Source organism: Streptomyces sp. NPDC101225 (assembly GCF_044767585.1).
Lineage (GTDB): Bacteria > Actinomycetota > Actinomycetes > Streptomycetales > Streptomycetaceae > Streptomyces.
The window spans coordinates 1-21,221 of the sequence record NZ_JBIWOE010000030.1 but is presented as its reverse complement, the minus strand read 5'-3'; the positions used below and the strand labels follow the sequence as shown (position 1 = coordinate 21,221).

Annotated in this window: 26 protein-coding genes and 1 tRNA gene; 5 read left to right on the top strand and 22 right to left on the bottom strand. The window is 64.9% G+C overall.

The genetic code is table 11. From position 1 onward, the window contains the following. Positions 1-203: 203 nt before the first annotated feature. On the bottom strand, positions 204-656 hold the full coding sequence (locus ACIRPX_RS32375) for a response regulator (RefSeq protein ID WP_404202054.1): 453 nt from the start codon (positions 654-656) through the stop codon (positions 204-206). 586 nt (positions 657-1,242) lie between these two features. Here ACIRPX_RS32375 and ACIRPX_RS32370 point away from each other — a divergent pair. The 3 genes from ACIRPX_RS32370 to ACIRPX_RS32360 all read left to right on the top strand — a co-directional run bounded on the left by ACIRPX_RS32370 (position 1,243) and on the right by ACIRPX_RS32360 (position 3,258). Further along, positions 1,243-1,314: transfer RNA gene (locus tag ACIRPX_RS32370), tRNA-Arg, on the top strand. 308 nt (positions 1,315-1,622) lie between these two features. Then, positions 1,623-2,435, top strand: a complete 813-nt coding sequence (locus ACIRPX_RS32365; protein WP_404201904.1) for a hypothetical protein — start codon at positions 1,623-1,625, stop codon at positions 2,433-2,435. After that, entirely contained in the window at positions 2,404-3,258 is an 855-nt protein-coding gene (locus ACIRPX_RS32360; RefSeq protein WP_404201902.1) for a hypothetical protein, read from the top strand. Before ACIRPX_RS32365 ends, ACIRPX_RS32360 begins: the two co-directional genes overlap by 32 nt. 75 nt (positions 3,259-3,333) lie before the next feature. Here ACIRPX_RS32360 and ACIRPX_RS32355 read toward each other — a convergent pair whose 3' ends face one another. From ACIRPX_RS32355 to ACIRPX_RS32290, 14 genes are all read right to left on the bottom strand, one after another. Further along, positions 3,334-4,788, bottom strand: a complete 1,455-nt coding sequence (locus ACIRPX_RS32355) for a tyrosine-type recombinase/integrase (RefSeq protein ID WP_404201900.1) — start codon at positions 4,786-4,788, stop codon at positions 3,334-3,336. Continuing rightward, a complete protein-coding gene (locus ACIRPX_RS32350) occupies positions 4,785-4,976 on the bottom strand; it encodes an AlpA family transcriptional regulator (RefSeq protein ID WP_229840836.1) in 192 nt (63 codons plus the stop codon). Before ACIRPX_RS32350 ends, ACIRPX_RS32355 begins: the two co-directional genes overlap by 4 nt. Continuing rightward, the gene (locus tag ACIRPX_RS32345) at positions 4,973-6,133 is read right to left on the bottom strand and encodes an AAA family ATPase (RefSeq protein WP_404201898.1); all 1,161 of its coding nucleotides are present in this window, start codon (positions 6,131-6,133) and stop codon (positions 4,973-4,975) included. The genes ACIRPX_RS32350 and ACIRPX_RS32345 overlap by 4 nt, the downstream gene beginning before the upstream one ends. Next, positions 6,130-7,029 carry a bifunctional DNA primase/polymerase gene (locus tag ACIRPX_RS32340; protein ID WP_404201896.1) on the bottom strand — a complete coding sequence of 300 codons (900 nt, stop codon included), beginning with the start codon at positions 7,027-7,029 and terminating at the stop codon, positions 6,130-6,132. The genes ACIRPX_RS32345 and ACIRPX_RS32340 overlap by 4 nt, the downstream gene beginning before the upstream one ends. Positions 7,030-7,118: 89 nt before the next feature. Beyond that, a complete protein-coding gene (locus ACIRPX_RS32335; protein ID WP_404201894.1) occupies positions 7,119-7,628 on the bottom strand; it encodes a hypothetical protein in 510 nt (169 codons plus the stop codon). A gap of 3 nt (positions 7,629-7,631) precedes the next feature. Continuing rightward, positions 7,632-8,240 carry a hypothetical protein gene (locus ACIRPX_RS32330; protein WP_404201892.1) on the bottom strand — a complete coding sequence of 203 codons (609 nt, stop codon included), beginning with the start codon at positions 8,238-8,240 and terminating at the stop codon, positions 7,632-7,634. Positions 8,241-8,254: 14 nt separating this feature from the next. Next, positions 8,255-8,449, bottom strand: a complete 195-nt coding sequence (locus tag ACIRPX_RS32325; protein WP_393870116.1) for a hypothetical protein — start codon at positions 8,447-8,449, stop codon at positions 8,255-8,257. Positions 8,450-8,465: 16 nt separating this feature from the next. Continuing rightward, entirely contained in the window at positions 8,466-8,720 is a 255-nt protein-coding gene (locus tag ACIRPX_RS32320; RefSeq protein ID WP_404201890.1) for a hypothetical protein, read from the bottom strand. Positions 8,721-8,744: 24 nt separating this feature from the next. Beyond that, the gene (locus tag ACIRPX_RS32315; protein ID WP_404201888.1) at positions 8,745-9,002 is read right to left on the bottom strand and encodes a hypothetical protein; all 258 of its coding nucleotides are present in this window, start codon (positions 9,000-9,002) and stop codon (positions 8,745-8,747) included. A 140-nt stretch (positions 9,003-9,142) separates the two neighbouring features. Beyond that, positions 9,143-11,374: a cell division protein FtsK gene (locus tag ACIRPX_RS32310; RefSeq protein WP_404201886.1), complete on the bottom strand. Its 2,232-nt coding sequence runs from the start codon at positions 11,372-11,374 to the stop codon at positions 9,143-9,145. An 80-nt stretch (positions 11,375-11,454) separates the two neighbouring features. After that, positions 11,455-11,838, bottom strand: coding sequence for an RRQRL motif-containing zinc-binding protein (locus tag ACIRPX_RS32305; protein WP_404201884.1), 384 nt, complete (start codon positions 11,836-11,838; stop codon positions 11,455-11,457). Further along, positions 11,838-12,488 (bottom strand): GGDEF domain-containing protein, encoded by a 651-nt coding sequence (locus ACIRPX_RS32300; RefSeq protein WP_404201882.1) that lies wholly within the window; start codon positions 12,486-12,488, stop codon positions 11,838-11,840. Before ACIRPX_RS32300 ends, ACIRPX_RS32305 begins: the two co-directional genes overlap by 1 nt. After that, a complete protein-coding gene (locus tag ACIRPX_RS32295) occupies positions 12,485-13,477 on the bottom strand; it encodes a DUF2637 domain-containing protein (RefSeq protein WP_404201880.1) in 993 nt (330 codons plus the stop codon). Before ACIRPX_RS32295 ends, ACIRPX_RS32300 begins: the two co-directional genes overlap by 4 nt. Further along, positions 13,474-13,773: a hypothetical protein gene (locus tag ACIRPX_RS32290; RefSeq protein WP_404201878.1), complete on the bottom strand. Its 300-nt coding sequence runs from the start codon at positions 13,771-13,773 to the stop codon at positions 13,474-13,476. The genes ACIRPX_RS32295 and ACIRPX_RS32290 overlap by 4 nt, the downstream gene beginning before the upstream one ends. 326 nt (positions 13,774-14,099) lie before the next feature. Here ACIRPX_RS32290 and ACIRPX_RS32285 point away from each other — a divergent pair, with 326 nt between their 5' ends. Next, complete coding sequence (locus tag ACIRPX_RS32285) at positions 14,100-14,846, top strand: helix-turn-helix domain-containing protein (protein ID WP_393870108.1); 747 nt, start codon at positions 14,100-14,102, stop codon at positions 14,844-14,846. Then, positions 14,843-15,316, top strand: coding sequence for an NUDIX domain-containing protein (locus tag ACIRPX_RS32280; protein WP_404201876.1), 474 nt, complete (start codon positions 14,843-14,845; stop codon positions 15,314-15,316). The genes ACIRPX_RS32285 and ACIRPX_RS32280 overlap by 4 nt, the downstream gene beginning before the upstream one ends. On the opposite strand, the gene ACIRPX_RS32275 is transcribed toward ACIRPX_RS32280, so the two are convergent. The 7 genes from ACIRPX_RS32275 to ACIRPX_RS32245 form a co-directional block, all read right to left on the bottom strand. Further along, a complete protein-coding gene (locus tag ACIRPX_RS32275) occupies positions 15,309-15,872 on the bottom strand; it encodes an HD domain-containing protein (protein ID WP_404201875.1) in 564 nt (187 codons plus the stop codon). The two genes, ACIRPX_RS32280 and ACIRPX_RS32275, sit on opposite strands and share 8 nt — an antisense overlap. Positions 15,873-15,901: 29 nt before the next feature. Further along, positions 15,902-16,339 carry a GntR family transcriptional regulator gene (locus tag ACIRPX_RS32270; protein ID WP_404201873.1) on the bottom strand — a complete coding sequence of 146 codons (438 nt, stop codon included), beginning with the start codon at positions 16,337-16,339 and terminating at the stop codon, positions 15,902-15,904. Between the two features lie 483 nt (positions 16,340-16,822). Next, complete coding sequence (locus ACIRPX_RS32265) at positions 16,823-17,209, bottom strand: hypothetical protein (protein ID WP_404201871.1); 387 nt, start codon at positions 17,207-17,209, stop codon at positions 16,823-16,825. 196 nt (positions 17,210-17,405) lie between these two features. Continuing rightward, on the bottom strand, positions 17,406-18,320 hold the full coding sequence (locus tag ACIRPX_RS32260) for a CBASS oligonucleotide cyclase (protein ID WP_404201869.1): 915 nt from the start codon (positions 18,318-18,320) through the stop codon (positions 17,406-17,408). Positions 18,321-18,328: 8 nt separating this feature from the next. Further along, positions 18,329-19,303 (bottom strand): hypothetical protein, encoded by a 975-nt coding sequence (locus ACIRPX_RS32255; protein WP_404201867.1) that lies wholly within the window; start codon positions 19,301-19,303, stop codon positions 18,329-18,331. A 46-nt stretch (positions 19,304-19,349) separates the two neighbouring features. Then, positions 19,350-19,913 carry a 7-cyano-7-deazaguanine synthase gene (locus ACIRPX_RS32250; RefSeq protein ID WP_404201865.1) on the bottom strand — a complete coding sequence of 188 codons (564 nt, stop codon included), beginning with the start codon at positions 19,911-19,913 and terminating at the stop codon, positions 19,350-19,352. 135 nt (positions 19,914-20,048) lie between these two features. Then, a complete protein-coding gene (locus ACIRPX_RS32245; protein ID WP_404202052.1) occupies positions 20,049-21,098 on the bottom strand; it encodes a hypothetical protein in 1,050 nt (349 codons plus the stop codon). Positions 21,099-21,221 lie beyond the last annotated feature (123 nt).

Below are 21,221 nucleotides of genomic sequence, written 5' to 3'. Positions count from 1 at the left end.
GTGCGGGCCTGCGGGAGGTGCAAGGGTGCGGGTACGGGTACGGGTACGGCGCCAAGCGTGCGGACGTGCGCCCGTCAGCGGGCGGCACTGAGCTGCGAGGCAGGGCCAGGGACCGTGAGACGGGGAGACGAGGAGACGGGGGACAGCAGGCGAGGCACAACGCGAGGAACAATGGACCGGGGAGATGCGAGGGTACTGGCCTGTCAGCCGGCGGCGCCGCGCCCGGCCCGCTCGGCCTCACCGACGCCGAGGACACTCCCGACACCGGACTGACCGCCCTCTCCCCCGTCCCCTTCACCACGGCACCGCTCCATCAACTGCCGTACAAGACGTACGAGTTCGGCAGGCTCGAAGGGCTTGGCGAGGAAGGCGTCGACACCGACGTCCAGCCCGGCGTCGACCTCGTATGAGGTGCAAGCGCTGACGATCGCCAGGGGAAGATCACGCGTGCGGGGGTCGCTGCGCAGCCGGGCGGCGGTACGAAGCCCGTCGAGCCGGGGCATCACGACATCGAGCGTCACCACGTCGGGTCGTACCTGATGCACGACATCCAGACACTCGGCACCGTCAGCCGCGGTCACCACCTCGAAACCCTCCAGCTCGAGATTGACCCTGATCAGCTGCCGAATGACCTTGTTGTCGTCCACAACAAGCACCCGACCCGACGCGCCTGGCACAACTCGAGAGTAGGTCGGGACCGGCCACCGCGTCCGGCATTTCCCTGTTTCTGGCTCGGGTGGGGGACGGGGGTCGGGGAGTGCGGGTGGGCTACGGGGAGGGGAGGAGGGTTGACGACGGCGCGGGTGGGGCTTGGGGCCCGGGGTGAGGTGCGGGAGGTGCCCGCTCGCGGAAACCAGGACGGATTGGTGCGCGCTTTGGGAGCATGCAGGCCATCGGCTCGACGGACGTGCGGGGCGCACGTCCGTGGGCTGACGCTTGAAGGATGCCCACGCGACAGGGCCCGAGGAAGCGCAGCCACGGGGGCAACTCGCCGGGGCGCGAAGGACCGCGCCGACGCTGACGCCCCCGGCTCTGACTGGGACTCTGACTGGCGGAGGGCGGGCGGCACGGGAAGGCGCGGGGCGGCACGGGAAGGCCTCCGATGCGGCAGGATCGACGGCACAACCCGGGCGCGACAGCGAGGCGATGGCACGGCTCGTGTCGCCGGAAAACCCGTTCATGAACACCCTGGATGAGCTGGTAGGGTTCTACCCGTCGCCGCGCACACAGCGCAGCGGACACGCCCCCGTAGCTCAGGGGATAGAGCAACGGCCTCCGGAGCCGTGTGCGCAGGTTCGAATCCTGCCGGGGGCACTTCCTTCTTGGCAGCGAGGTTAGCTCGCTGACCAGCGGAAGTGCTAGACATCGAGAGCCGGATCCAGTCCTACTGGATCCGGCTCTTTGTCGTTGTCTAGCACTTCTCCCGAGTGAGCAGCGAGTGGGCCTCTGACGGCGCCGGACACCACTCGCCTGCCCTAGCCCCTGGCCTCGACGCAGGCCACGTCGACTGAACCGGCGGCAGCGATCTACGCGTAGCGGCTGTGACGGACGCCGGCGTGCGGCACACTGTGGCCTGTCTGCACCTCAGCAACTCGCTACGGGACTCGAATGCTCTTCTCAAAATGACTGACCAAATCGCGGATCGGTTTGACGCCTTCCTCCAGCGCATCACGCTTTCGAGCAGCGAGAAGTCCGCTGCACTTGAGCAGGGGCGGCTCCTATCGCGAAGAATCGAGCAGCGACCCGAGGTGCGAGAATGCCTAATTACGGGATCCATGGCCAGATCTACGGCTATCCGCAAATTCTCGGATGTCGACATCGTGGCCGTAATTGAACCCGGAGACCAGCTCGCTCACTCCGACTCTGCCACTCTTGTTTCTTCTGTCGCAAATATCCTGCGAAAGATGGAACCTGAAGTGCAAGTATCTGAGAACGCCGTTCGCGTTCTACATACAGACGGCTCCGTTGTTGACGTACTTGCCGCAATTCATTCTGGAACCAACAATACGGCCGACGACATCTACAGGATTCCCGCTACCAACCAAGAAGGATGGGAAACTTACGCCCCCGAAGAACAAAACAGAAGAATCAGAGAAGCCACCGAATCGCTTGGTGAAGATTTCAAGAAATTGATCCGCCTGTGCAAATGGTGGAGCAAAACTCACGGTCAACCTATTTCGTCGTACGAAATTGAACTGGTCACCTACGACACATTTCGCGATGGACTTCCTGAACTTCCGCGCGCACTAGTCGAGCTTTTTGACTCCATCAAGCAATCAAGCAGCATCAATCCACTAAAGATGCCGACTTTTTTGGAATCCAAGGCGCTCGCCGAGGAGGCCTACTCAAATCAGCAATTGGGCAATACACAGAAGGCTATCGAGCTATGGGGGAGGCTATTCGGTGACCAATTTGCAGCAACTGTCATCACTTGAGGTAATCGGCCTGGCAGATGGGCAGCTCGAAAAAGCCAGCGAGTGGTACAAGTGGAGTCGTAGGCTACCTATCGCAACTTTCGCTTTAAGTATAGTCTCGATCTTCATTTCAAACCCATACACCTATGTACCTGCACTATTGGCTCTCGGAGTTCAAGTCTGCTCGTGGATTTTCCGGGACAAGGCTGGGAAGTTTCACAGCAACGGTGAGGAAGGCAGAACGCACGGCCTCTCCCTTAACGCTTTGGGGAGCACCGAAGAGCGGCTTGAACTCAACAAATGGCTTAGCCGCGTCACTAGCACGCCAGGCCAGACCCTGGAACCGGCAGCATCGGACTACTTCGCGAGCAACTCACCAATCGGAATGCGAAGGCTTTGCGATCACCTCCAAGAGAACGCATTCTGGAATACGCACCAGTATCAGAAGACAGCTGCACACTACTCCAGAATCCTTGGGATATTCGCTGGTATAACAGTTGTCTCTGTACTAGTAGCGATCCCCTTGGCCTCCGGAGGGGGTAGTCTAATTTTCGCCAGAGTACTCGTGTCCGCCCTGGCGTCTGGCGCGGCATTGACGCAATTTACCGAAGTACGGTCCTGGAGATCGGCCGAAGCGAAGAGCGAACGTCTTGACACCCGCCTCGACTCACTCTCCTCATTCTCTGAAGAGGAGCTAAGACAAAACAAGCTCGGGACAATCTTGGCCGTCTATGGAGACTATCGGGTAACTACGGCCAGCGCACCTCCGATCCCTAAATGGTTGTACGACCGTGAAAAAGGCCATCTGAACGAGCTGTGGGCGAGACGAACAGCCTCCACATAGCAAGGCAGAGAAGGAGATGGCGGCTGACCAGAACGTATATACGTTCTGGTCAGCCGCCATCTTCATTTTGTTACTTCAGTCTATCCACCCCATAGCCTGCTCAATTTTCGTGTTGTTGACTTCCTCGTGACCATCGATGCAACCCTCGTAGCGGCGATGAATGATCTCTGGAGAATTGCCTGCGCGCCGAGCGACCTCGGCTACTGGGACGCCGGCGTTCAGCCAGTTCGTGATGCAGGTGTGGCGCAAGTCGTATGGCCGATGCGCGAGCGGAGATTCCACCCTGTCTGGTGGGAGAGCAATGGGTCGAGCTTCCTGCCACACCCGCCAGTAGCTCGAAGTACCAAGCACCTCGCCACGTTCGTTGGCAAAGACTCGGCCGTCTTTAGCAGTTCCAAATTCACTGATGTGCTCGCGAAGCATCCTGACCAGCAGTGGCGGAATGGGGACCGGGCGGTCGGCCTTGACCTCGCGCGACTTGAGTCCGCGCTTATCGTGCCGCTTCCCAGAGTCCGTCCACTTCTTGCCGGAGACCGGCCGAGTCTCCTTGAGAGTGAGGGTGCCCCAGCCCTTCTCGGGCAGATAACAGTCGCTTTCCCGGAGGCCGACCGCCTCAGCCGGACGCATAGCTGCGTAGAGCTGACAGGCAAAGAAAGCGACCAGTCGACGCCCCCGGTTACGGTGCACTGATCCGACGTAAGAGCAAGCCATGAGGAGCTGGGCTCCCTGCACCGTGTTCACCAAAACACGGGGGTCTACGACGTCACCGCGGGTAGAGCCTGGGCGCTTCACACCCGCAAGAGGGTTCGTCTCCAGGTAGCCGCACTCGATCGCGTACTCCATGGCGGTGTTAAAGCCGCGGCGGCGACGCTTGTACGTCTCACCCGCCGCTGGAGTGTCGTCCAGCTTGAACGAGAGCCGGTACTGGACGTCCCGGACGACCTTAGGGTCGGTAAGCGCCGACAGGCGCAGTGAGCGGTACTGAAGCCACGTACAGGCAGCGGCGAGTCCGTCGGGTGGGTCTTCTTCCTGATGCGCCGGCACGACAGCCCACCGCATCGCCAAGCGGACCTCTTCGAGTGACGGTGCCCTCTTCCCATCGCCCATCATCGCGAGCGCCACCGTGGCGAGGCTATCCGCCACCCCTTCTCGGGTCTTGGCCGCAGATGTACGCCACCGGCTGACCATGTACTCCCGGCTGAAGTCCCACCATGACGGATCGGGCTTAGCGTTCTCCCGTGCAGCAGCCGCCCTGAGTTCAGACTCCGGCAACCCTGACTCGACGTCGAACGCCTCTCCCTTGACCATCGCTTTCCACAGGTCGGACCGGCGACTCTCGGCGAGGGTGACCGTAGCGAAACTGGCGGATTTGACCTTGCCCGCAACGACCCAACGAAGCTGATATGGGGCCCTCTTGCTCCGCACCCGGTTGATCTTCCAAACCCGCACATCCGTGGACAGGGTCAGTTCCTCGATCGCAGATGGGCGCCCGCTTACACGGGCGCCCATCGAGTTGTTCCGATGGTTCACGCGGCTTCCTCCAGCGCCTTAATCCAACGCTCTAGCTCTGATCGCCGAATACGCACTGAGCCGTTGGGGAGCTTGATGGCCTTCGGTCCCTTCCTGAGCTGTCGCCAGCGGTAGAAGGTCGCTCGCGGGACGCCGATCTCTGCGATGACCTGGTCGATGCTGAGCATCTCGTCTCGGGCCACGGTCACTTCCGTCCACTTTCGTCAGCCGTGAGGGAGTCGGACAGGCCGGACAGCTCCTTTTGAAGCTGTCCGGGGTGTTCGTGCTGGCCAGAGGGTGTAACCGGACAGCCGGACAGTGCGGACGCCTCCTGGGCTCCCTGTGTCCGGGTGTCGGTGTCTGGGTAGTACCGGCCGCCGGGATCCTTAGTGAGCTGGCCGACGTCGGCCATGCGGTTGCAGGTGCGCCGGATCGTGTCGAGGTCGACCTGTGGCAACTCGCCCGCCATGTCCTTCGGCTTGGCTCCGGGGTGAGCGCGGACATAGCGCAGGATCGTGGCGCGCGTGTCGCTGACGGTGTGATCGGTGACCGGGCCGTCCAGCAAGTGCCAGGCACCGGAGGCGGGTTGAAAGCTGAGGGCGTACTCGGCTTCGTCGACATCGCGTCCGGTGACGTGCAGGATGCCGTCTGCCTGCCCACGGGCCCGCTTCAGTACGAGCGTGGCGTCAGCAGCTCCGGCGATGCCGTTGGTGCCGGAGACCTCGGTGAGGAAGTCCTCGGAGCCTGCTTTGCGGACGTGGTGGACGAGGACGACGGCTACGCCGTAGTGGTCGGCGAGCCGCTTGGCGTAGCCGACGGCGACATAGTCCGCGTCGTACGCGGACACCCCTTGCGGGGCCTGGCCGCGCATCTTGGCGAACACGTCGATGACGACCATGCGCGCGTCCGGGTTGCGCTCCAGCCACTGAGCGATGGCCTCGGTGCCGCCCTGGGGGAAGGGCGGGCACTCGGTGACCAGGGTCAGCCCGGCGGGCGCCGGCTGGCCGCCGAGGAGTTTGCCCATGCGGGTCTGGAGCCGGCGCGGGGTGTCCTCCAGCGCGAGGTAGAGCACGGGCCCGCCCTCAACGGGTACGGAGTCGAACGCATTGCTGCCGGCCGCGACCGACAGCGCGAGTCCGAGGGAGAGCCAGGACTTGCCGACCTTGGGCGGTCCGGCGAGCACGTTGACCCCCTCGGCGAGGATGCCGGGCACGGCCCATTTCGGCTCGGGGAAGTGCGCGGCCATGAGCTGGTCGGCTGTCCATGCGGTCCTTGGCCGCTCCCGTTTCGGCGGTACCTGCGGGGGCGTCTCGGGGTCGCTGGGCACGGAGTACAAGTGCAGGGGCGGGATGGCGTTGGCGCTCATGCCGCGACCGTCCTCGGGCGCCGTGCTCCGGCCCGGAGTCCGGAAGCGATGGTGCGCCGTGCCTCGCGCTCGCCCTGGCCAACTTGAAGCGCGGCAGCCAACAGCCAGCCGCTCACGTCGACTTCACTGAGCTCGCCTCCGGCAACGAGCTGCCCAAGGGCGACGGCGGCGACGTACAAGGCGTTGTTGTGCTCGTGCGGACCGGAGTTGCTGACTCGCTCCACTTCCCCGTTGACGGCGGAGCGGAGGAACGCGGTGCGTCGGCCATGGCCGGTGAGAGCAACCGTGACGGGCGTCTGCGCGGGCAGCGGGGCCGGGCGCAGGAGATCGGTGAGCCAGCCCGGCAGCGGCGCCACGGGGACGTTCCGGATGACCTCGTACGGGCGTCCGGCGAAGGTACTCCCCGCGCCGACCACGAGTCCGCCCCATGCGCGGGTGTCGACCTTCCAGCCCAACCCACGGGCGCTGTCCCCCGCGGTGTTGCGCAGGGGTTCGCCCTCGGGCGCGAGGTAGTACAGGTGAGTACCGCCGCTCCACGTGCGCACCGTGTAGGTGTCGGCGGGAAGGGGCTGGCCGTGGCGCTCGCTGAGTACGGCGAGCACGTCGGCGCCGTCGGTGACGCCGTGCTCGGCCCAAGCGGCCGGCGGGGTGTCGCCGGGGTGCTTGGGCCGGTCCAGGTCGATGACCACCAGGCCGGAAGGGCCGGTGGCAATGCCGACGTTGAAGACGGCGGTAGACCAGGCGCGGGTGATGCGGTCTGGGTCGGCGGTAGCGCGGGTCTCCCAGTTGGAGACGGCCGGGCGCTTGTCGCCGGGGATGAGGGGGAAGACGCGCCAGTCACGCGACGCTGCGTCAAGCGCGGCGGCGAGCTGGGCAGAGCCGTCGGGGTGCGGCATTCTGGGGCTCTCCTGTTCTGTCTACGGATGGGCAGGGAGAACCGCGGCGGCGGGCGACCTTGCTGGGGAGTCCCGCCGCCGCGGCGTTGCTACTGGTGCTTGGCCCAAGCGGCGTATTCCTGGCGGACGTAGCCGCGCGGGTCGGCGACGGATGCGGGGTGTTCGGGCCAGTACGGGTCACCGCTGTACTGGCCGTCGCCGCTGCAGTCGATTTCCAGGAGGCGGAGCGCTGCGCCCAGGGCGACGACGGGCACGTCGGTGTGAAGGCGCGCGGTCTCGTCGTCCAGGGCCATGCGGTCCAGCAGGGCGGCTTTGCGCAGCCAGTACTCCCGGTCGACGTCGCTGGCGTTGAGGTGCCGGCGGGCGCGGTCGGCGGTCCAGCCGATCTCGCTGATGATGCTCGGGGCGAGTGCGTACGCCTGCTGCGGTGTCGGCCACGCGACCGGCTCGGGCCGGTGGTCGGCAGTGACGTACACGATGTGTCGCTTGCGGTCGCGGGTGTAGGAGTGGCGCACGGCGCCGGTGGCGAACGCCTCGCGCAGTGCTGTGGTGACGCGGTCGGTGTCGGCGGGGTTGCTGATGACGCGGATCTCGAACATGGCTCAGCGCTCCTTGTCGGTGTCGACGGCGGGGAGGGCGGGCAGGCCCGCGCGTTCCAGGGCGGCAGGGTCGAAGCTGGGCAGCGCGGCGCGGTGGACCAGGGCGGCGGCGAGCTGTTCGGCGTAGGCGGCGCCGGTGCGGGCCACCTCAATCTGTGTCGTGGCGCGGAGGGTCTCGACGCGCTCGATGTGGGCGTGTTCCTCGCGTCGCTCGCTCACGTGGCGCTCATACGCGACCGTTTCGCGACGGTCCTTGCGCCAGTAGCGGGCGGCGAGTCCGTAGGCGCCGGCCGTGGCCAGCGTCCACAGCAGCAGTGGCAGCGGCAGCCCGTCGGCGTAGCCGGCCACCCCGGCGAAGGCGAGGGCGCCGGAGGCGGCGAACGCGGTCCCGGCGATCGTGCTGTCTCCCGCGTAGCCGACGCTCGCGCAGGCTCCCGCAGCCGCGGCCCCGGCGGACAGGACGGTCATCAACAGGGCGTTTCCGATGGAGTGTTCGGCGCCGTTGGCATTCCAGATGCGAGCCAGCGCGAGCACGGTTGTGGTGGCGAGGGCGGGCGCTGCTTTGGGCGCGGAGGCGGCGAGCCAGTGGCGCGCGACGATGGGTTCGTTCATGAGGCTGTCTCCCGTCACTTGCCGAGGGCGGACAGAGCGTCGGCTGACGCCTGTACGAGGTTGTGGATGGGCTCGTATGCGCCGGTCCCGGCGACGAAGAAGCCGAACAGGAACAGCACCAGGGCGGCGCCGCCCCCGGCGGACTTGGTCTTGACGGCGAGGACGGATGCGGCGCCGAACAGCAGCACGGCGGAGATGTTCAGGACCATCGGATTCCTTCCGGGGTCAGTGGTGGGTGCAGGTGGGGTAGGCGGAGCCGTGGAAGCAGTGCCGATAGTCGTCGCGGGTGACGCGGAAGCGATGGCGCTGACCGTCGGTGGTGGTGACGGTGAGCCGGTAGCGCCAGCCGCCGGACTTGAAGTAGGCGGCGCTCCGGTCGTTCACAGTCCCGGCCGGCCCAGGGGCGTAGTCGGGGCTGCACGCGCCCAGGGCCAGAACGGCGGCGATGGTCGCGGTGGCAGCCGCGAGTGCCTTGCGCATGGCGGGACTCCTTCGGGCGGACGGTCAGGGGGTGTTGGTGCCGGCGCGGTAGATGCGGGCCCAGCGGTTGTAGAGCCAGCGGCCGACGCGTATGCGCTTGCCGGTCGCCTTGCAGCGGCGGCAGTCCTTGCCGCGCTTCAACCGGCCTTTGCGGTCGTGCTTGAGGGCGTGGCCCATGCCGCGGCACTTGCGGCAATTGCCGAACGGCGAGGCCGCACACAGGGATGCGTAACCGAGGGTGATGAACAGAAGGAAGGCGCTAGCGACGAGCACAGGGGTCATCTGGGGCCTCCTGGGCCGGTTTTGGGGTGTGCGAGGGGGAGGCTGCTAGGCACTAGCGGCCTGATCAGGTGCGATATGGGGTGCTAGCGGTGCCGCTAGACCTAGCGGGGTGGGGTGCTAGGTCTAGCGGTGAGATCCACTCAGCCCGCGTCCCGCTTTCCGTCACGTTCCGCAACAGCGGTGGTGATCCGGGCGCGTTCAATGCCGCGCCGGTTGGCGCCCTTCCCGGACTCCGTCTTGCCCCACACCTGCGCCGTGGCGATGCCGTAGGGCTTGAGTGCGGCGGCGAGTCCTTCGGCGTCCCAGCCGCCGTAGACCTCCGGCCGCAGTTCGGCGAGCCGGGCGACGACGGTTTCGGACCACACCTTGGGCTCCTCGGACGGGACGACGGCGAGGATGTCGGCGAGCAGGTCGTATCCGGCTGACTCGCTCGCCTCCGGCTCCTGTCCCAGGGCGTATCCGGCGAGTGTGCCCGCGGTTTCGCGGGCGGCGCGGGCCCGCAGGGCGATGCGCTCGGCGACCAGCGCGTCGACGAACGCGGACCGGACGATGCGGGCGTCCGCGCCCTCGCCGACGAAGTAGCAGATGCCCTTGTCGGCCCAGGCGAACATCGTGGCTCGCACGCCGCGCTTGTAGGAGGACGTGCCGAGGACCATGTCGTTCTCCAGCTGGCCCATGACCTTCAGGCACCAGCGGGCCGACGCGTTCGCGCTGATCCCGGTGGGCAGCGACTTCGCGTCCGGGCGCTGTGTGGCGAGCAGCAGCACGATCCCGGTGGCTGGGCCCCGCTTGACCAGGTCGGTGCAGATCTCCTCGAACTCCGCCCCGTATTTGGGGTGTTCGAACCACTTCTGGCACTCGTCCACGCCGATCACGATCGGGTGCAGCCCCAGCGACGGCTTGTTGGCCAGGTCCGAGGTCACCTTGGACTCCGGGCACACGTCCCGGGGCAGAGAGCGGATCACCTTCGCGCGCCGGCGCAGCTCACCGCGGACCTCGCGCATGTCGGCGAGCGCGTACTCGAAGTCCTCCTCGTCCTCGCCGGCGCGGTGACGGTAGGAGACGGCGTCTCCCACCGGGTCCAGGTCGCCGGTGCCCTTCATGTCGTAGGTGTGCAGTTCAGCGCGCGGGTCCAGGGCAGCGATCAGCATGAGCAGGCGCAGCAAGAACGTCTTGCCCATGCGCGGGATCGCGCCGATCACCCCGGCGATGTACATGAGCGTGACCGCAACCCAGCGTCCGCGCTGGTCGGTGGCGAACGCGGCGGGCTTGAACAGGTCCACCACACCCGACTTGGCCAGCGGCCACGCGGGCCGGGAGGACTTGGCCATGTCCTGATCACCCACCCACAGCACCAGGCGGCCGGTGTGCTCGTCCGGCACCGCCTCCGGCCACACGCAGCCCAGCGGGCGGCGCAGCCCCGAGGCGAGCCGCTCACGGCGGTCCATCACGTCCGTGACCGTCACGCCGTACGGGAGATCACCCTCCGCGCGCCAGCCGGGCCCGTCGCGGGTGATGGGGGCGGTGAAGGCGAAGCCGTCCCGACCCTTTGCCTGCGCCTGGTTGATCGCCGGAATGCCCAGTGCGCCCAGCGCCCGCAGCACGATGTCACTGGTGAGCTTGGGCGCGTCGGGCAGATCCACAGCCTTGTGGATGACCGGCGCGTCCGCCTTGCGGCCGACGGAGCCGAGCGCCAGGATCACGGCGCTCACCGACAACGCCTGCAGCCAGTCGGGGGCGAGCACGTAGATGGCCAGTGCCGCACCAAGCCCGACGAACAGGGCGAGCACCGTCACCAGGGTGCGCAGCCGCACGCGGCCGTCGCGCTGCCGCGACAGCTTCAGATACTCGGCGGCATCCTCGCGTCGAACTGCGGCGAGGCGGACCGGCTCGCCCTCGCGGTCGGCCATCCAGCGCATGGTGCCGCCCACGAACCGTGCCGTGCCGGTGGGCGCTTGGAGGGTGAGGCGAGCGGCGTAGACCGGGGCACGAAGCGCGTGGTACCCGGCCGTGTGGGCGTAGTGGCGGGCCACCCATGCCGACGCCGTCTTGAGTTCGGTGAGCGAGCGCAGCCAGACCGGGATTACGTCCCGGCGCTTGGCGGCCGCGAGCCGACCGAGGTAGCCCGGACCGGTCGACTTCTGGGTCGGCTGGTCGACCGTCACGCGCACACTCGGGTCGGCGGACTTCGCATCCGACCGGTCGTCGCTGGAGTCGGCCGACTGGTCGGCGCCGGGTCGGGTGCTCGGGTCGGCCGACTCGGTGCGGGCCGACCGCGCCTTGTCGAGGTCGACTACTTCCCCGCCGGGATCGGCGGTCATCTCGGCTTCCAGTCGGTTGAAGAGTTCGTTGTCGTCGTCGGGGTGCTTCACTGAGGCTTCCTTCTCTCGGGAGGGAGGTCGGGGCCCGGCCGCTGCTTTGGTCGGTTGAGACCGGGCCCCGCACTGGTTGTTCAGGCGGCGCGCTGTTCCTCGGGGTAGGCGCAGAGGACGCACATCCCGAGTGATGTCGGGATGCAGTAGCTGTACGTGATCTGGCACTTGGAGCAGGTGCGGCGAGCGAGCATCGCCAGCGCGAGCGCGCCCCACTTGCGGGAGGTCATCGGCCGCACTGGCTTCGCGCGGTCGACGCAGTAGAGATAGGCCACCTGCACTCCGGACTTGCGGCCCCGCTGGTGGCGCATGACCTGAGCGGCGACCGGCTGTCCGCCGGGCCGAAGTCCGGCCGCACGCAGCTGTCGGCGGGTGGCGTAGCCGTCCGGGGCGAATCGCCACGGGAAGGTGGGGACTCCGAACCGGGCGCCGGACGGGTCAAAGCACTTGGCGTAGGCGGACATCACGCGGCCACTCCCCCGGCCGGGGCAGCACTCCGTGCGCCGGCACGTCCGGCGCGCCGTCCGGTGACCGTGGCGAACAGGCGTCCCAGCCCCGCCCGGTGAGCCCCGGCGCGCGCCTGCTTGGCCGCGTACATCGCCTCATCGGCCCGCCGCAGCAGTCGGGACAGGTCATCGCCGGGGAAGTCCGCTGCCCGTACCCAGCCCAGCGAGACCGTTGTGCGTACGGCCGGGTCCTGGCCGTCGACCTGGCGGGCGAGCACCCCGTGCAGCACGGTGAGCAGATCGGCCGCGGTGCCGTGGTCGTCGATCAGGACGGCAGCGAACTCATCGCCCCCGAGACGCCCGGCCACACCGGAGCGGCCGACGTGGTGGGCGAGCCGGTCCGCGGTGGCCTTCAGAAGCGTGTCGCCGGCCGCATGGCCGAAGGTGTCGTTGATGTGCTTGAAGTGGTCGACGTCGGCCAGGACCACAACCGCGCGCGGGTCCCTCAGCAGGGCGGTGGCACGGCGGGTGAACGCCTCGCGCGTCCGCAATCCAGTGAGCGGGTCACGGCGGGCGACGTTCAGGCGCCGCCGCAGCCACAGCGTGTGCGCCGCCCAGCCGGAGGCGACCGGAGCCGCCGCGGCAAGCATGGTCAGCAGAGTGCTCATGCCGCCGCCCCCTCGGTCTCGTCGTCGGCGTCGACGGAGTGCAGGCGGCGCCCCTCGGCCCGGTCGCTGAGCAACTGGTCACGCAGCAAGCGGGAGTTGGCGGCTGAGCAGTGCAGGGTGGTTCGGATGGCTTCCGCGTTGATTGCGTCATCGGCCCAGTCGGCTGTGGCCTCGCGCGCTTCGGTGAGCAGTTCCGCCGTGGTTCGGGGCGCCTTGGCGGTCTTGGCCTTGTTCTTGGCACTGGCCGGCCGCTTGCGCGGCGTCTTGGGTGCCTCCGGCTTCGGCTCGGTCGGCGGCTGCGGCGGCGCGAGCGGCACGTCCTCACTGGCCGGGGCCAGTTCACCCAGCTTCAACAGGACGCGTTCCGGGAGCGGCGTCTGCGACCGCCACCGACGTCCGTGCCGCTCACGCAGCCGTGCGCGGGCCAACTGCCGCTCACGCTCGCGCTTCAGCGCCTCGGGGTATGAGGTGATCTCCCACAACGTCATCCGCCGCCACAGGGCGAAGGTCGACACCGGGGCCAGCACCCAGCGGGAGAACCGCACCTTCTCCATCCGCCGGCCGGTGGCAGCACCGATACGAACGGCGTAGACGTGAGCGCCGATCTCGGCGAACACCACCCACAGCAAGGGCATCGTGCCGTGCGCGACCTGGGCCCACAGCGAGTGTCCGGCGGCGACGTTCAACCCGCAGGTGACCAGCGTCAGTGCCCAGGGGACGAAGCGCACCCACGCCAAGGCCATGTCCATCCGGATCAGCAGCAGGTTGGCCACGGTGAACACCGGGATGGCCATGTCGATGCCGACCGGCAGCATCCAGGGGGCGCCGAAGCCCCAGCGGGTGGCAGCAGAGGAAACCGCGTCGAAGGACGCGATCAGTCCCAGGGCGCCGACCCCGGCCGCGGTCAGCGCGCCCAGTCCGGCAAGGCCCGTCTCCGGCTTCGTCAGCGGGGGCACCGCCGGCCGTGCCGTCTCGGTTGCGGTCGTCATGCCGCCGCCCCCTTCCGGGAGAACCCGCGGCGCCTGGTCGGGCGTGCCAGCGGGACGACGTTGAAGAGCTCCGGGGCGTGCGTCTCGATCACCTCGGCGGCGATGCGGGCCACGTCGTCCGGAAGGCTGCAGTACTCGGGGTCGGCGAGGATGTCGCGCGCCGCATCCAGGCGGGCTGCGCGCTCTTCATCCGTCTCGCCCTCGGCCCCGAGCCACAGCTCAACGGGCGTACCGAGGGCCAATTCCACGAAGTCCTCAGCGGAGACAGCCTGTTGACGGCCGATGTACGTGCGCATGGACGTTCTCCTGAGTCGAGGGAACAGGGAGGACCGCGGCGGCGGGCGACCTTGCTGGGGAGTCCCGCTGCCGGGCAGTGGTCGTGCAGCTCAGGACAGCCACGGCTGTCCCGTTCACCGTTGCGATACATGCTTGAACGTGTATCTCACAGTGGCGCGTCCTATTACGGCTGTCAAGTTCTTCGCTGTTGTCGGATCGCTCTGCGACGTGCCATCAGGTTGCCGCGAGAGGGCGGGACGAAGTGACCACGTCCCTGGACGAGTTGGGACGTCCTCGTTAGCGTTCGGAGGGTCGTGTAGGTCCCTAGACGTCCCTGGGAGTTGGTGTGGCGAACGAGCGCCTACGATCGTCGATGCTCACGCACGGCATCACGGTCGACGCCATGGCGACCCACATCGGGGTGGACCCGAAGACCGTCGAGCGCTGGATCACTCAGGCGCGCGCGCCGTACCGCCGGCACCGTCTGGCCATCGCCGCACTGCTACGGGAAGACGAGACGTACTTCTGGCCGGACGGTCTTCCTGATGGCCAGCGCCAGGACGCGGCCGACGCTGAAGTCCTGAAGGTGTACCCACACCGGTCGTACGTCCCACCGGAACTTTGGTTGCAGCTCTTCGGCCGGGCAGAGCGAGAAATCGGCGTGCTCGTCCACGCGGGCGTGTTCCTGGCCGAGAACCCTCGGTGGCCCCAACTACTTCGACTCAAGGCGTCATCCGGCGTACGCGCCCGCATCCTGCTAGGCGATCCCGAGAGTCCAGAGATCCAGCGACGCGGCGAAGAAGAGGAGATCGGCGAGGGCGTCGCGTTCAAGGTGCGGGAGGTGATGAAGCTCTACCGGCCGCTGTACTCGGTTCCGGGCATCGAGTTCCGCATGCACAGGTCCACTCTTCACAACTCGCTCTATCGCTCCGATGACGAGTGGTTGGTCAACACGCAGGTGTACGGGGTGAGCGCGCCCTTGGCCCCGGTGCTGCACCTTCGTCGCGTCGCCGGCGCCGAGTTGGTCTCGACGTATCAGATGAGCTTCGAGAAGGTGTGGTCGGAAGCTGTCCCCATCGAAGGGTCCTCATGAGTCGCCGTACCGACTACTTCAACGATCCCGCCGCGCCCAAGGCCAACAGCATCGTGCCGGCGGTCACCGCGTTCGTCGTGAACGACGCTGGTGAAGTGCTTCTTGAGCGACGTTCGGACAACGGTCGCTGGGGCATGCCAGGAGGCGTTCAGGAGGTCGGGGAGAACATCGCCGGGACCGTCGTCCGGGAGGTCCTGGAGGAAACAGGGATTCAGGTCGAAGTGATCGGCCTGGTGGGAGTCTTCACCGACCCCGGACACGTCATCGCCTTTGCCGACGGCGAGGTACGCCAGGAGTTCTCGCTCTGCTTCCGGGCTCGCCCGGTCAGCGGCGAGATCAAGGTCAGTTCAGAGTCCTTCGCGGTTCGGTGGGTCGCCAGGGCGGAGCTGGACTCTCTCGACATCTCGCCGACTACGCGCCGACGTCTCGAACAGGGCTTCCGTGACTCCGAGGTCCCTCTGATCAGCTGACCTTCGCCCCCGCTGCCTCGGCACGCTGCCGCACCCGCGCCACCCTCGCGATGAGTTCGGGCCGGGCAGCGGATACCGCCCGGAACACGACGTGCTCGGGACCGTACCGCTCCAGGACTTCTGTGAGCCGCTCGACAGGGTCCACCAGGTCTCCGGCCGGATTACTGGTCAAGTCGCAATAGGTGATGGCGTCCACCAGCTGAGGTTCCGCCGGCCCGAACTCGTTGAGCGCATCCTCCAGCCCGAGTTCGGACGCCTCCCAGGAGGAGGAGGTGTGGAAGGCCACGATGCTGCAGAGCCGAGGGTCTGCCCCAGCGACGTCGCGTAGGTATCGCGCCCCGTCGATCATGTGTTGCCCGGTGTCCACGGCAACCCGGGCATAACCAACGTCATGGGCAATGGCAGCGGCCGCCAACAGCTCTGCATCCTCTTTACCCAACGTCGGCGCCAAAGCCAGAGCCTGGGAATAGACCCCCTGAGAGTGATCCCACCTCCGCGGCAAGCTGTCGGCCAAGAGCGACTCAGCAAGGTCATGGGCCCACTTGGCCAGCTGCATCTTCCAATGCCTCCGAGACAATCGAGAGTTCAGGAGGGAGAACTAACGAACCGGCCGATCCCGTGACGCGCTTCGACGTGGCCGGCCGTCTCCAGCTCGCGCACGGCACGGCGGACGGTGCCGCGAGACACCCCGTACTTCTCAACCAGGGCCGCTTCACTCGGAAGACGCGTGCCGGCAGGCAAGTCACCTTTCCGGATCTGCTCCAACAGGTCCGCCATGATCCGTTCGTACGGCGCGGCCTCGACACCCCCGGCAACACTGCGGCCGACGCCGGCGACGGTCTTGATGTCCCCCGATTCTTCGAGGGTCCGAAGAGCGCGCCTCACCGTCGTACGGGCCACCCCGAACTCTCGCCCGATCTCAGCCTCGGACGGCAGCCCGTGCACGTAGTCCCCAGCAGCGATCCGGTCGCGCAATGTTTGAGAGACCACCTGATACGTCCCGCGTGGACTGGGGGTCGGCACGCTTTCCTCCTTCTGACACGTCGTGTTCCAGCTTCCCATGCGAAGTCGTGTGGGTTTCGTGTCCCGGCTGTCCGGCTGTCCGGTTGCGACATCTACCTGGACAAACGCGCCGGACAGCCAGGAGTCCGTCTGTCCGGCGTGTCCGCTCACCGACGCGACTACTACTCTCGAAAGACTCCAGGGTCGCTCGCAGATCCGACGCAGCCGCAGGAGCTGTAACACCCTGGGGCACCTGGGTGTTACAGCTAGTCGGCAGCGCCGACGCCTGTTTGCTGCAGGAGCCAAAAGTGTCTTCCGGTTGGCTTGGCGAAACCATTCTCCACACTGGCCTCACGAACAACCTGCGGTCAGAAGCTCTGCATACCAGAACGGAGTCGCGGCGCCGTACGAGTCGTGTACCACGACGATCGGCACGCATGGTCCGATCCGTCTCGGCAGTCCAATCACGCTGAAATCACCAACGCACCTATCCGAACTAGATCGTCATGATGAAAACCTTCTGCCCAATTCACGACGCGCTCGCCTCGGCGTCATTCCAGGATTCTGAGAGAGGATCTTACTGATCTCCACTTTCCTCAGGTGTCTTGCCTTAAGGGCAAGAAAATGCCCTTCCGGAATGGGAGGTAGCGCATCCATTACAGCCTGGTACCGCTGGCTCAGCCGATCCTTTTCGGCAACCTCATCGCCTGACGCCGGAGGCGTACGGTATTCCGCTTTCAGCGCCGCAAGTTGCCGTACGGCATCACCATGACTCTGAGCATTGCCGCGCCAATCGACAACCATATCGACCAATGTCATACTGAAAGTCAACACCGCGAACCAGCCCAGCCAAGTGGACCGCAGTGCCTTTACTCCGAAAATGGAGTACACGGAATCACCACTGGCGAAAGCGAAGGCAGTAGCAACCACCGAGGACGCCAAAAGCGTGCATGTCACGACAGTCGAGATACGATGATAACGATCCCGGAGTGATGAATGGGAAGTCGCCATTTGGTCTACAAGTCGACGCTGGCGATCGATTTCTCTTTTTGCGAGCTCTTCGGGAGAGAGCGCCGGGCCTGAGCCGCTAGTCACTGAACATTTCCCTATATTCGCCGATCGTTCCGCTTTCCAACTTGGTTGAAATCCTTCGCAGAGCCGCTGCAAGTCTTTGACGACTACTGGAGTTCGCAGCCCCCAGATCGGAGTCAACATGGACAGACTGCCCGGTAATATCTCCCGTAGGATTGAGTACGGCGGTAGATGCATGTCGGACCAGATGATCCAACATCGCTTCACGACTCTTGGAGCCGTGGTAGCTCCTGAATGCATCTACAGCGATGGCTTCAAGATGGTACCCGCCCAGTTTCATTGTCGAAGGCAGTTGCTTCTCAAGAAGGCTCTTTGCAAGCTTGATGGCAGGAACGACGCCGCCTGAATTATTTTTGTTGACTTCAGTTAGCTTTTCGGCGAACTTACGAGGCCGAATCTGCTGCCAGGTCTGACCATTCCCTGAAGCAATTGCGAGCCGCCCCCCTCGTTCGACCGCAGGAAGCAGCTGCACCTCCAAGCCATCGGCGTATCGAACGGTTACTGCTAACGTTCCGGCGGAGACCTCGGCTAGAGAACTCCCCGGAAGTCGAGCCCTTAGGGTTTCAGCAAAAGAATTCAATAGCTCTGCAGGGGAGTTAGCTCCCGCACTGCGCACGACTACCAATGCGTCGACGTCGCTCAATCCGTCGACATAGGTATGCTTCGCAACGCTTCCCCCAAAAAGCATTCTGTCGATGCCGCCGTCAATGACATCACTAAGCAATTGGGAGATTTGATCCAGTCGGCTTTGAACTCCACTCGTGTCACGATCGTTGTATGCAGTCAGCTGCTCGGCCAGGAAATCGTTGATCTCAGAGAGTCGCCTCTCCTTCTCGACCGCGCTCTCCCTCTGCTGACGTGCGAGTTCGGCATCATATGCCTCTCCCCATCCGCCCGATCCACCGCCCATGTCTCACCTCACGCAAATTTGCTCAGTACATTTTGAATTACCGTGCTCACTGTCTCAGCGCTCACTGGAACGCCGCCCTGGGCTGGCTTCGATTCAAGGGAGGAACGCAGCTCGTTCTGGAGAGCGCGCAACCCTCTCAGATATTCTGCCTGCTGCCGAGCTCTACGAATTGGTTCGCTGTAATGAACATCCCCATCTAGTAGTGAACTTACTTCTCGATAAACCGACCGTCCACCTGCCAACCCATAACGCAGCCATGTCAGGCCATCGAAAATCTCCGCCCCGCAATCAAAATAAAGGCGCATGAAAAGTGGATCCAGAGCACCAAAGACATGTATAGGGGCGCTAATATCGCGGGAATCTAGCGCCGCTCTCAATCGAGCCAAAGTGAGCGCTCGATCAAACAATGTATCACCTAGCTCCTTTTCGGTTAGCCCAATAAAATCGACACTGCGCAGCCCGTTCATCTCAGGCGCAAGGGCGTCAACATTCACATAAAGCTCCCCTTCCTGAGGCTTCACGAGACAATCAATCAGAACTCTTGGGTTGTCGCGCTTAAGAACAGACGCTGCCTCGATCTGCTCTTTGTAGCTAAGTCGATCACTTGCTGTTGCGACATGATCCCAAGTTACAAGAACAATGTTCTGATCCGTCGGCAACCGCTCTACCACAGCAACGTAAGCAGTCCTACTAAAAGCGTTAGGTTGCCGTTCCCCTCGGCGCACCTCGGATCCATCCCAAGAAGTTCCGAGTTCGTATCCGCCGCTATCTACAATTAGCACCTCGGGGGTGGCGTAGAGAGTTTGCCAGTGGTTCCCTGTGAGGAAATCGTGCACGTCTGGGAGCAAGCCATAGTGCAAGTCATAGGCTGAAACGAGCAGGGAGTCCGTAAGTTGATCCTGAACGGCAGGTAGCCACGCTGCGACTTCCGACAATCCATCCTGGCGAATATCAAATCCACGGCTAGAGAGACTCGGCACCATCCACGGAGTTTTCTTGATAGCCCCGCTTGCGAGCACTACTTCCTGACTACGAGCCCACATTTAGAAGCCTCCCCCTATCTTCGCAAGATGGGCACGCACCGCATGGCCCGTTCGCAATTTCGCAACTGTACGTCAATGTAAGTGGGACCCGAAGGTCGACAGCCGTCTTCCAAACTTGCATCTTAGTGAGATTCTGAAGCGGTGCCACGAAGCGCCGCACTCCATCATATTGCGTGTCAATCAGTTGCTGCCAAGCTTCGTGATGTGACCGCGAGCAATCTTTATAGGGAATTCCCGCATGTGTCCCAACGGCTACAAATCGACGCTCACTATAAGCCATTCCCAACGCTACCAAGAAATCGTTCCGCCCGCGAATTTCATGCAGCCCAACAGAAATTCCGGTTACCGTTACGACACTCCACGAACATCCGTAGAACTCTGCAATGGCAGCGCTGGCGCGACGCTCTTCCCCTATGGCGGATTGGCCATAATCAACAAAGAGGCAGTCTGCTGCAATAGTCTGGTCTAGCAGAGTCGCTAGCACCGTCGCGCTGTCTATTCCCCCGCTCAGCAGGACCGTTGCGCCTTCAGTCAGAGGGTCGAGAGCCATACAGAGATCTTGCCACCTGACCTCTGGGAGTGACACGCCGATGCACAGATATGTTGTGGTCGGCCCCTGTGCACTCGGCTCCGCGGCAGCCCTGATCGATCAGCCTGTACCCGCTCAACCAAGTCTGGCTAAGCACTACGGACGGCCCACAGTTGCCAGATGATTCGTGACCACGGCCAGATGGTGCGACGTCCCCCAAGCTCGCCATTCTGTTCCTCCACCCGCCTTGCGCCGCTGTCGCTGGGCACACTCCGCAAGGCGCTCGTCCCCCCACGACGTTGAGGCTCCCGTGGCCGGCCAGTGGGTTGAACTGACGAGGTCCTGACTGAGGACAAAGAAGTCGTCGTTGCCTGTCCGCAGCCGTGGATACACGTAGACCTGCCACTCTGTCCCCGTCGTATAGCGCATGTTGGGGTCGGGCGTGCCACGGCTCTTGGGCTGCACGCGGGGGTACGTCACGCCGAAGTCCCCGAAGTCAGGCTGTGGTCCTCCCCACCTCTCAGCGACTTCTAGCCAGAGGTTCGCGTCTTCCCTCGCGACGGCTGTGGCCACCCCTCGTGGGAAGCCTGCGAGGTTGACGGGGAAGGCGCCGGCCGCCACACAAACAGCTCGCCATGGCCAACGGGCGATGCTGCTCAGGACGCCGATGACCCCTTCTACCAAGAACTTCCTCGCATGAGTCGAGCGCACTGGGCCGGCATCAACCAGCAGGTCAATCTCTTCCGGAGCCAGCCGGACCCTTCGAAGCAGATCACGCATCTGCCTGTTGTCGTGGGGCACGTCGCTGAGATCCACTGCCGTGGTGAGTCGCAAACACGCTCCGTTCTGGTGCGCTTCGGCCACCCTGGCTATCTCGACCAGCGCGTCGCCGGGGTCAGTGCACCTGAAGACCGGTCTCATGGCGATCCCGCGCTGTATGAGGGACTCACCGACTCGCAGCACGGGGCCGCCAACGTCTCCTTCCAGTACACGGACGAAAGGCAGCGCACCACAGTCCACCGTGAGGACCATGCCGTTTGGGACGTGTTCCATCGCGTGGTCGCAGAAGGTCTCCAGCAAGTCACGGAGGTCGAAGTCCGGAACGACCTCCATTACTGGGCGGATTTGCTCCTGGACCTCCTGCGAGGCGTGTCCTAGTGCAAGAAATTCGCCCGCTTTGCCCTTCAAGATCGGAACGTAAGCCACCAGCCACCCCCAAGCGCCCCGCACACTCAGTGCGTTGTGGCAAACCGGATCTTGTTCGAGCGGCAGCGGGTGGTCGTCTGGACTGAGGTTCGGGTGCGGTCGCGGGCATGAGAGAACGGGCCC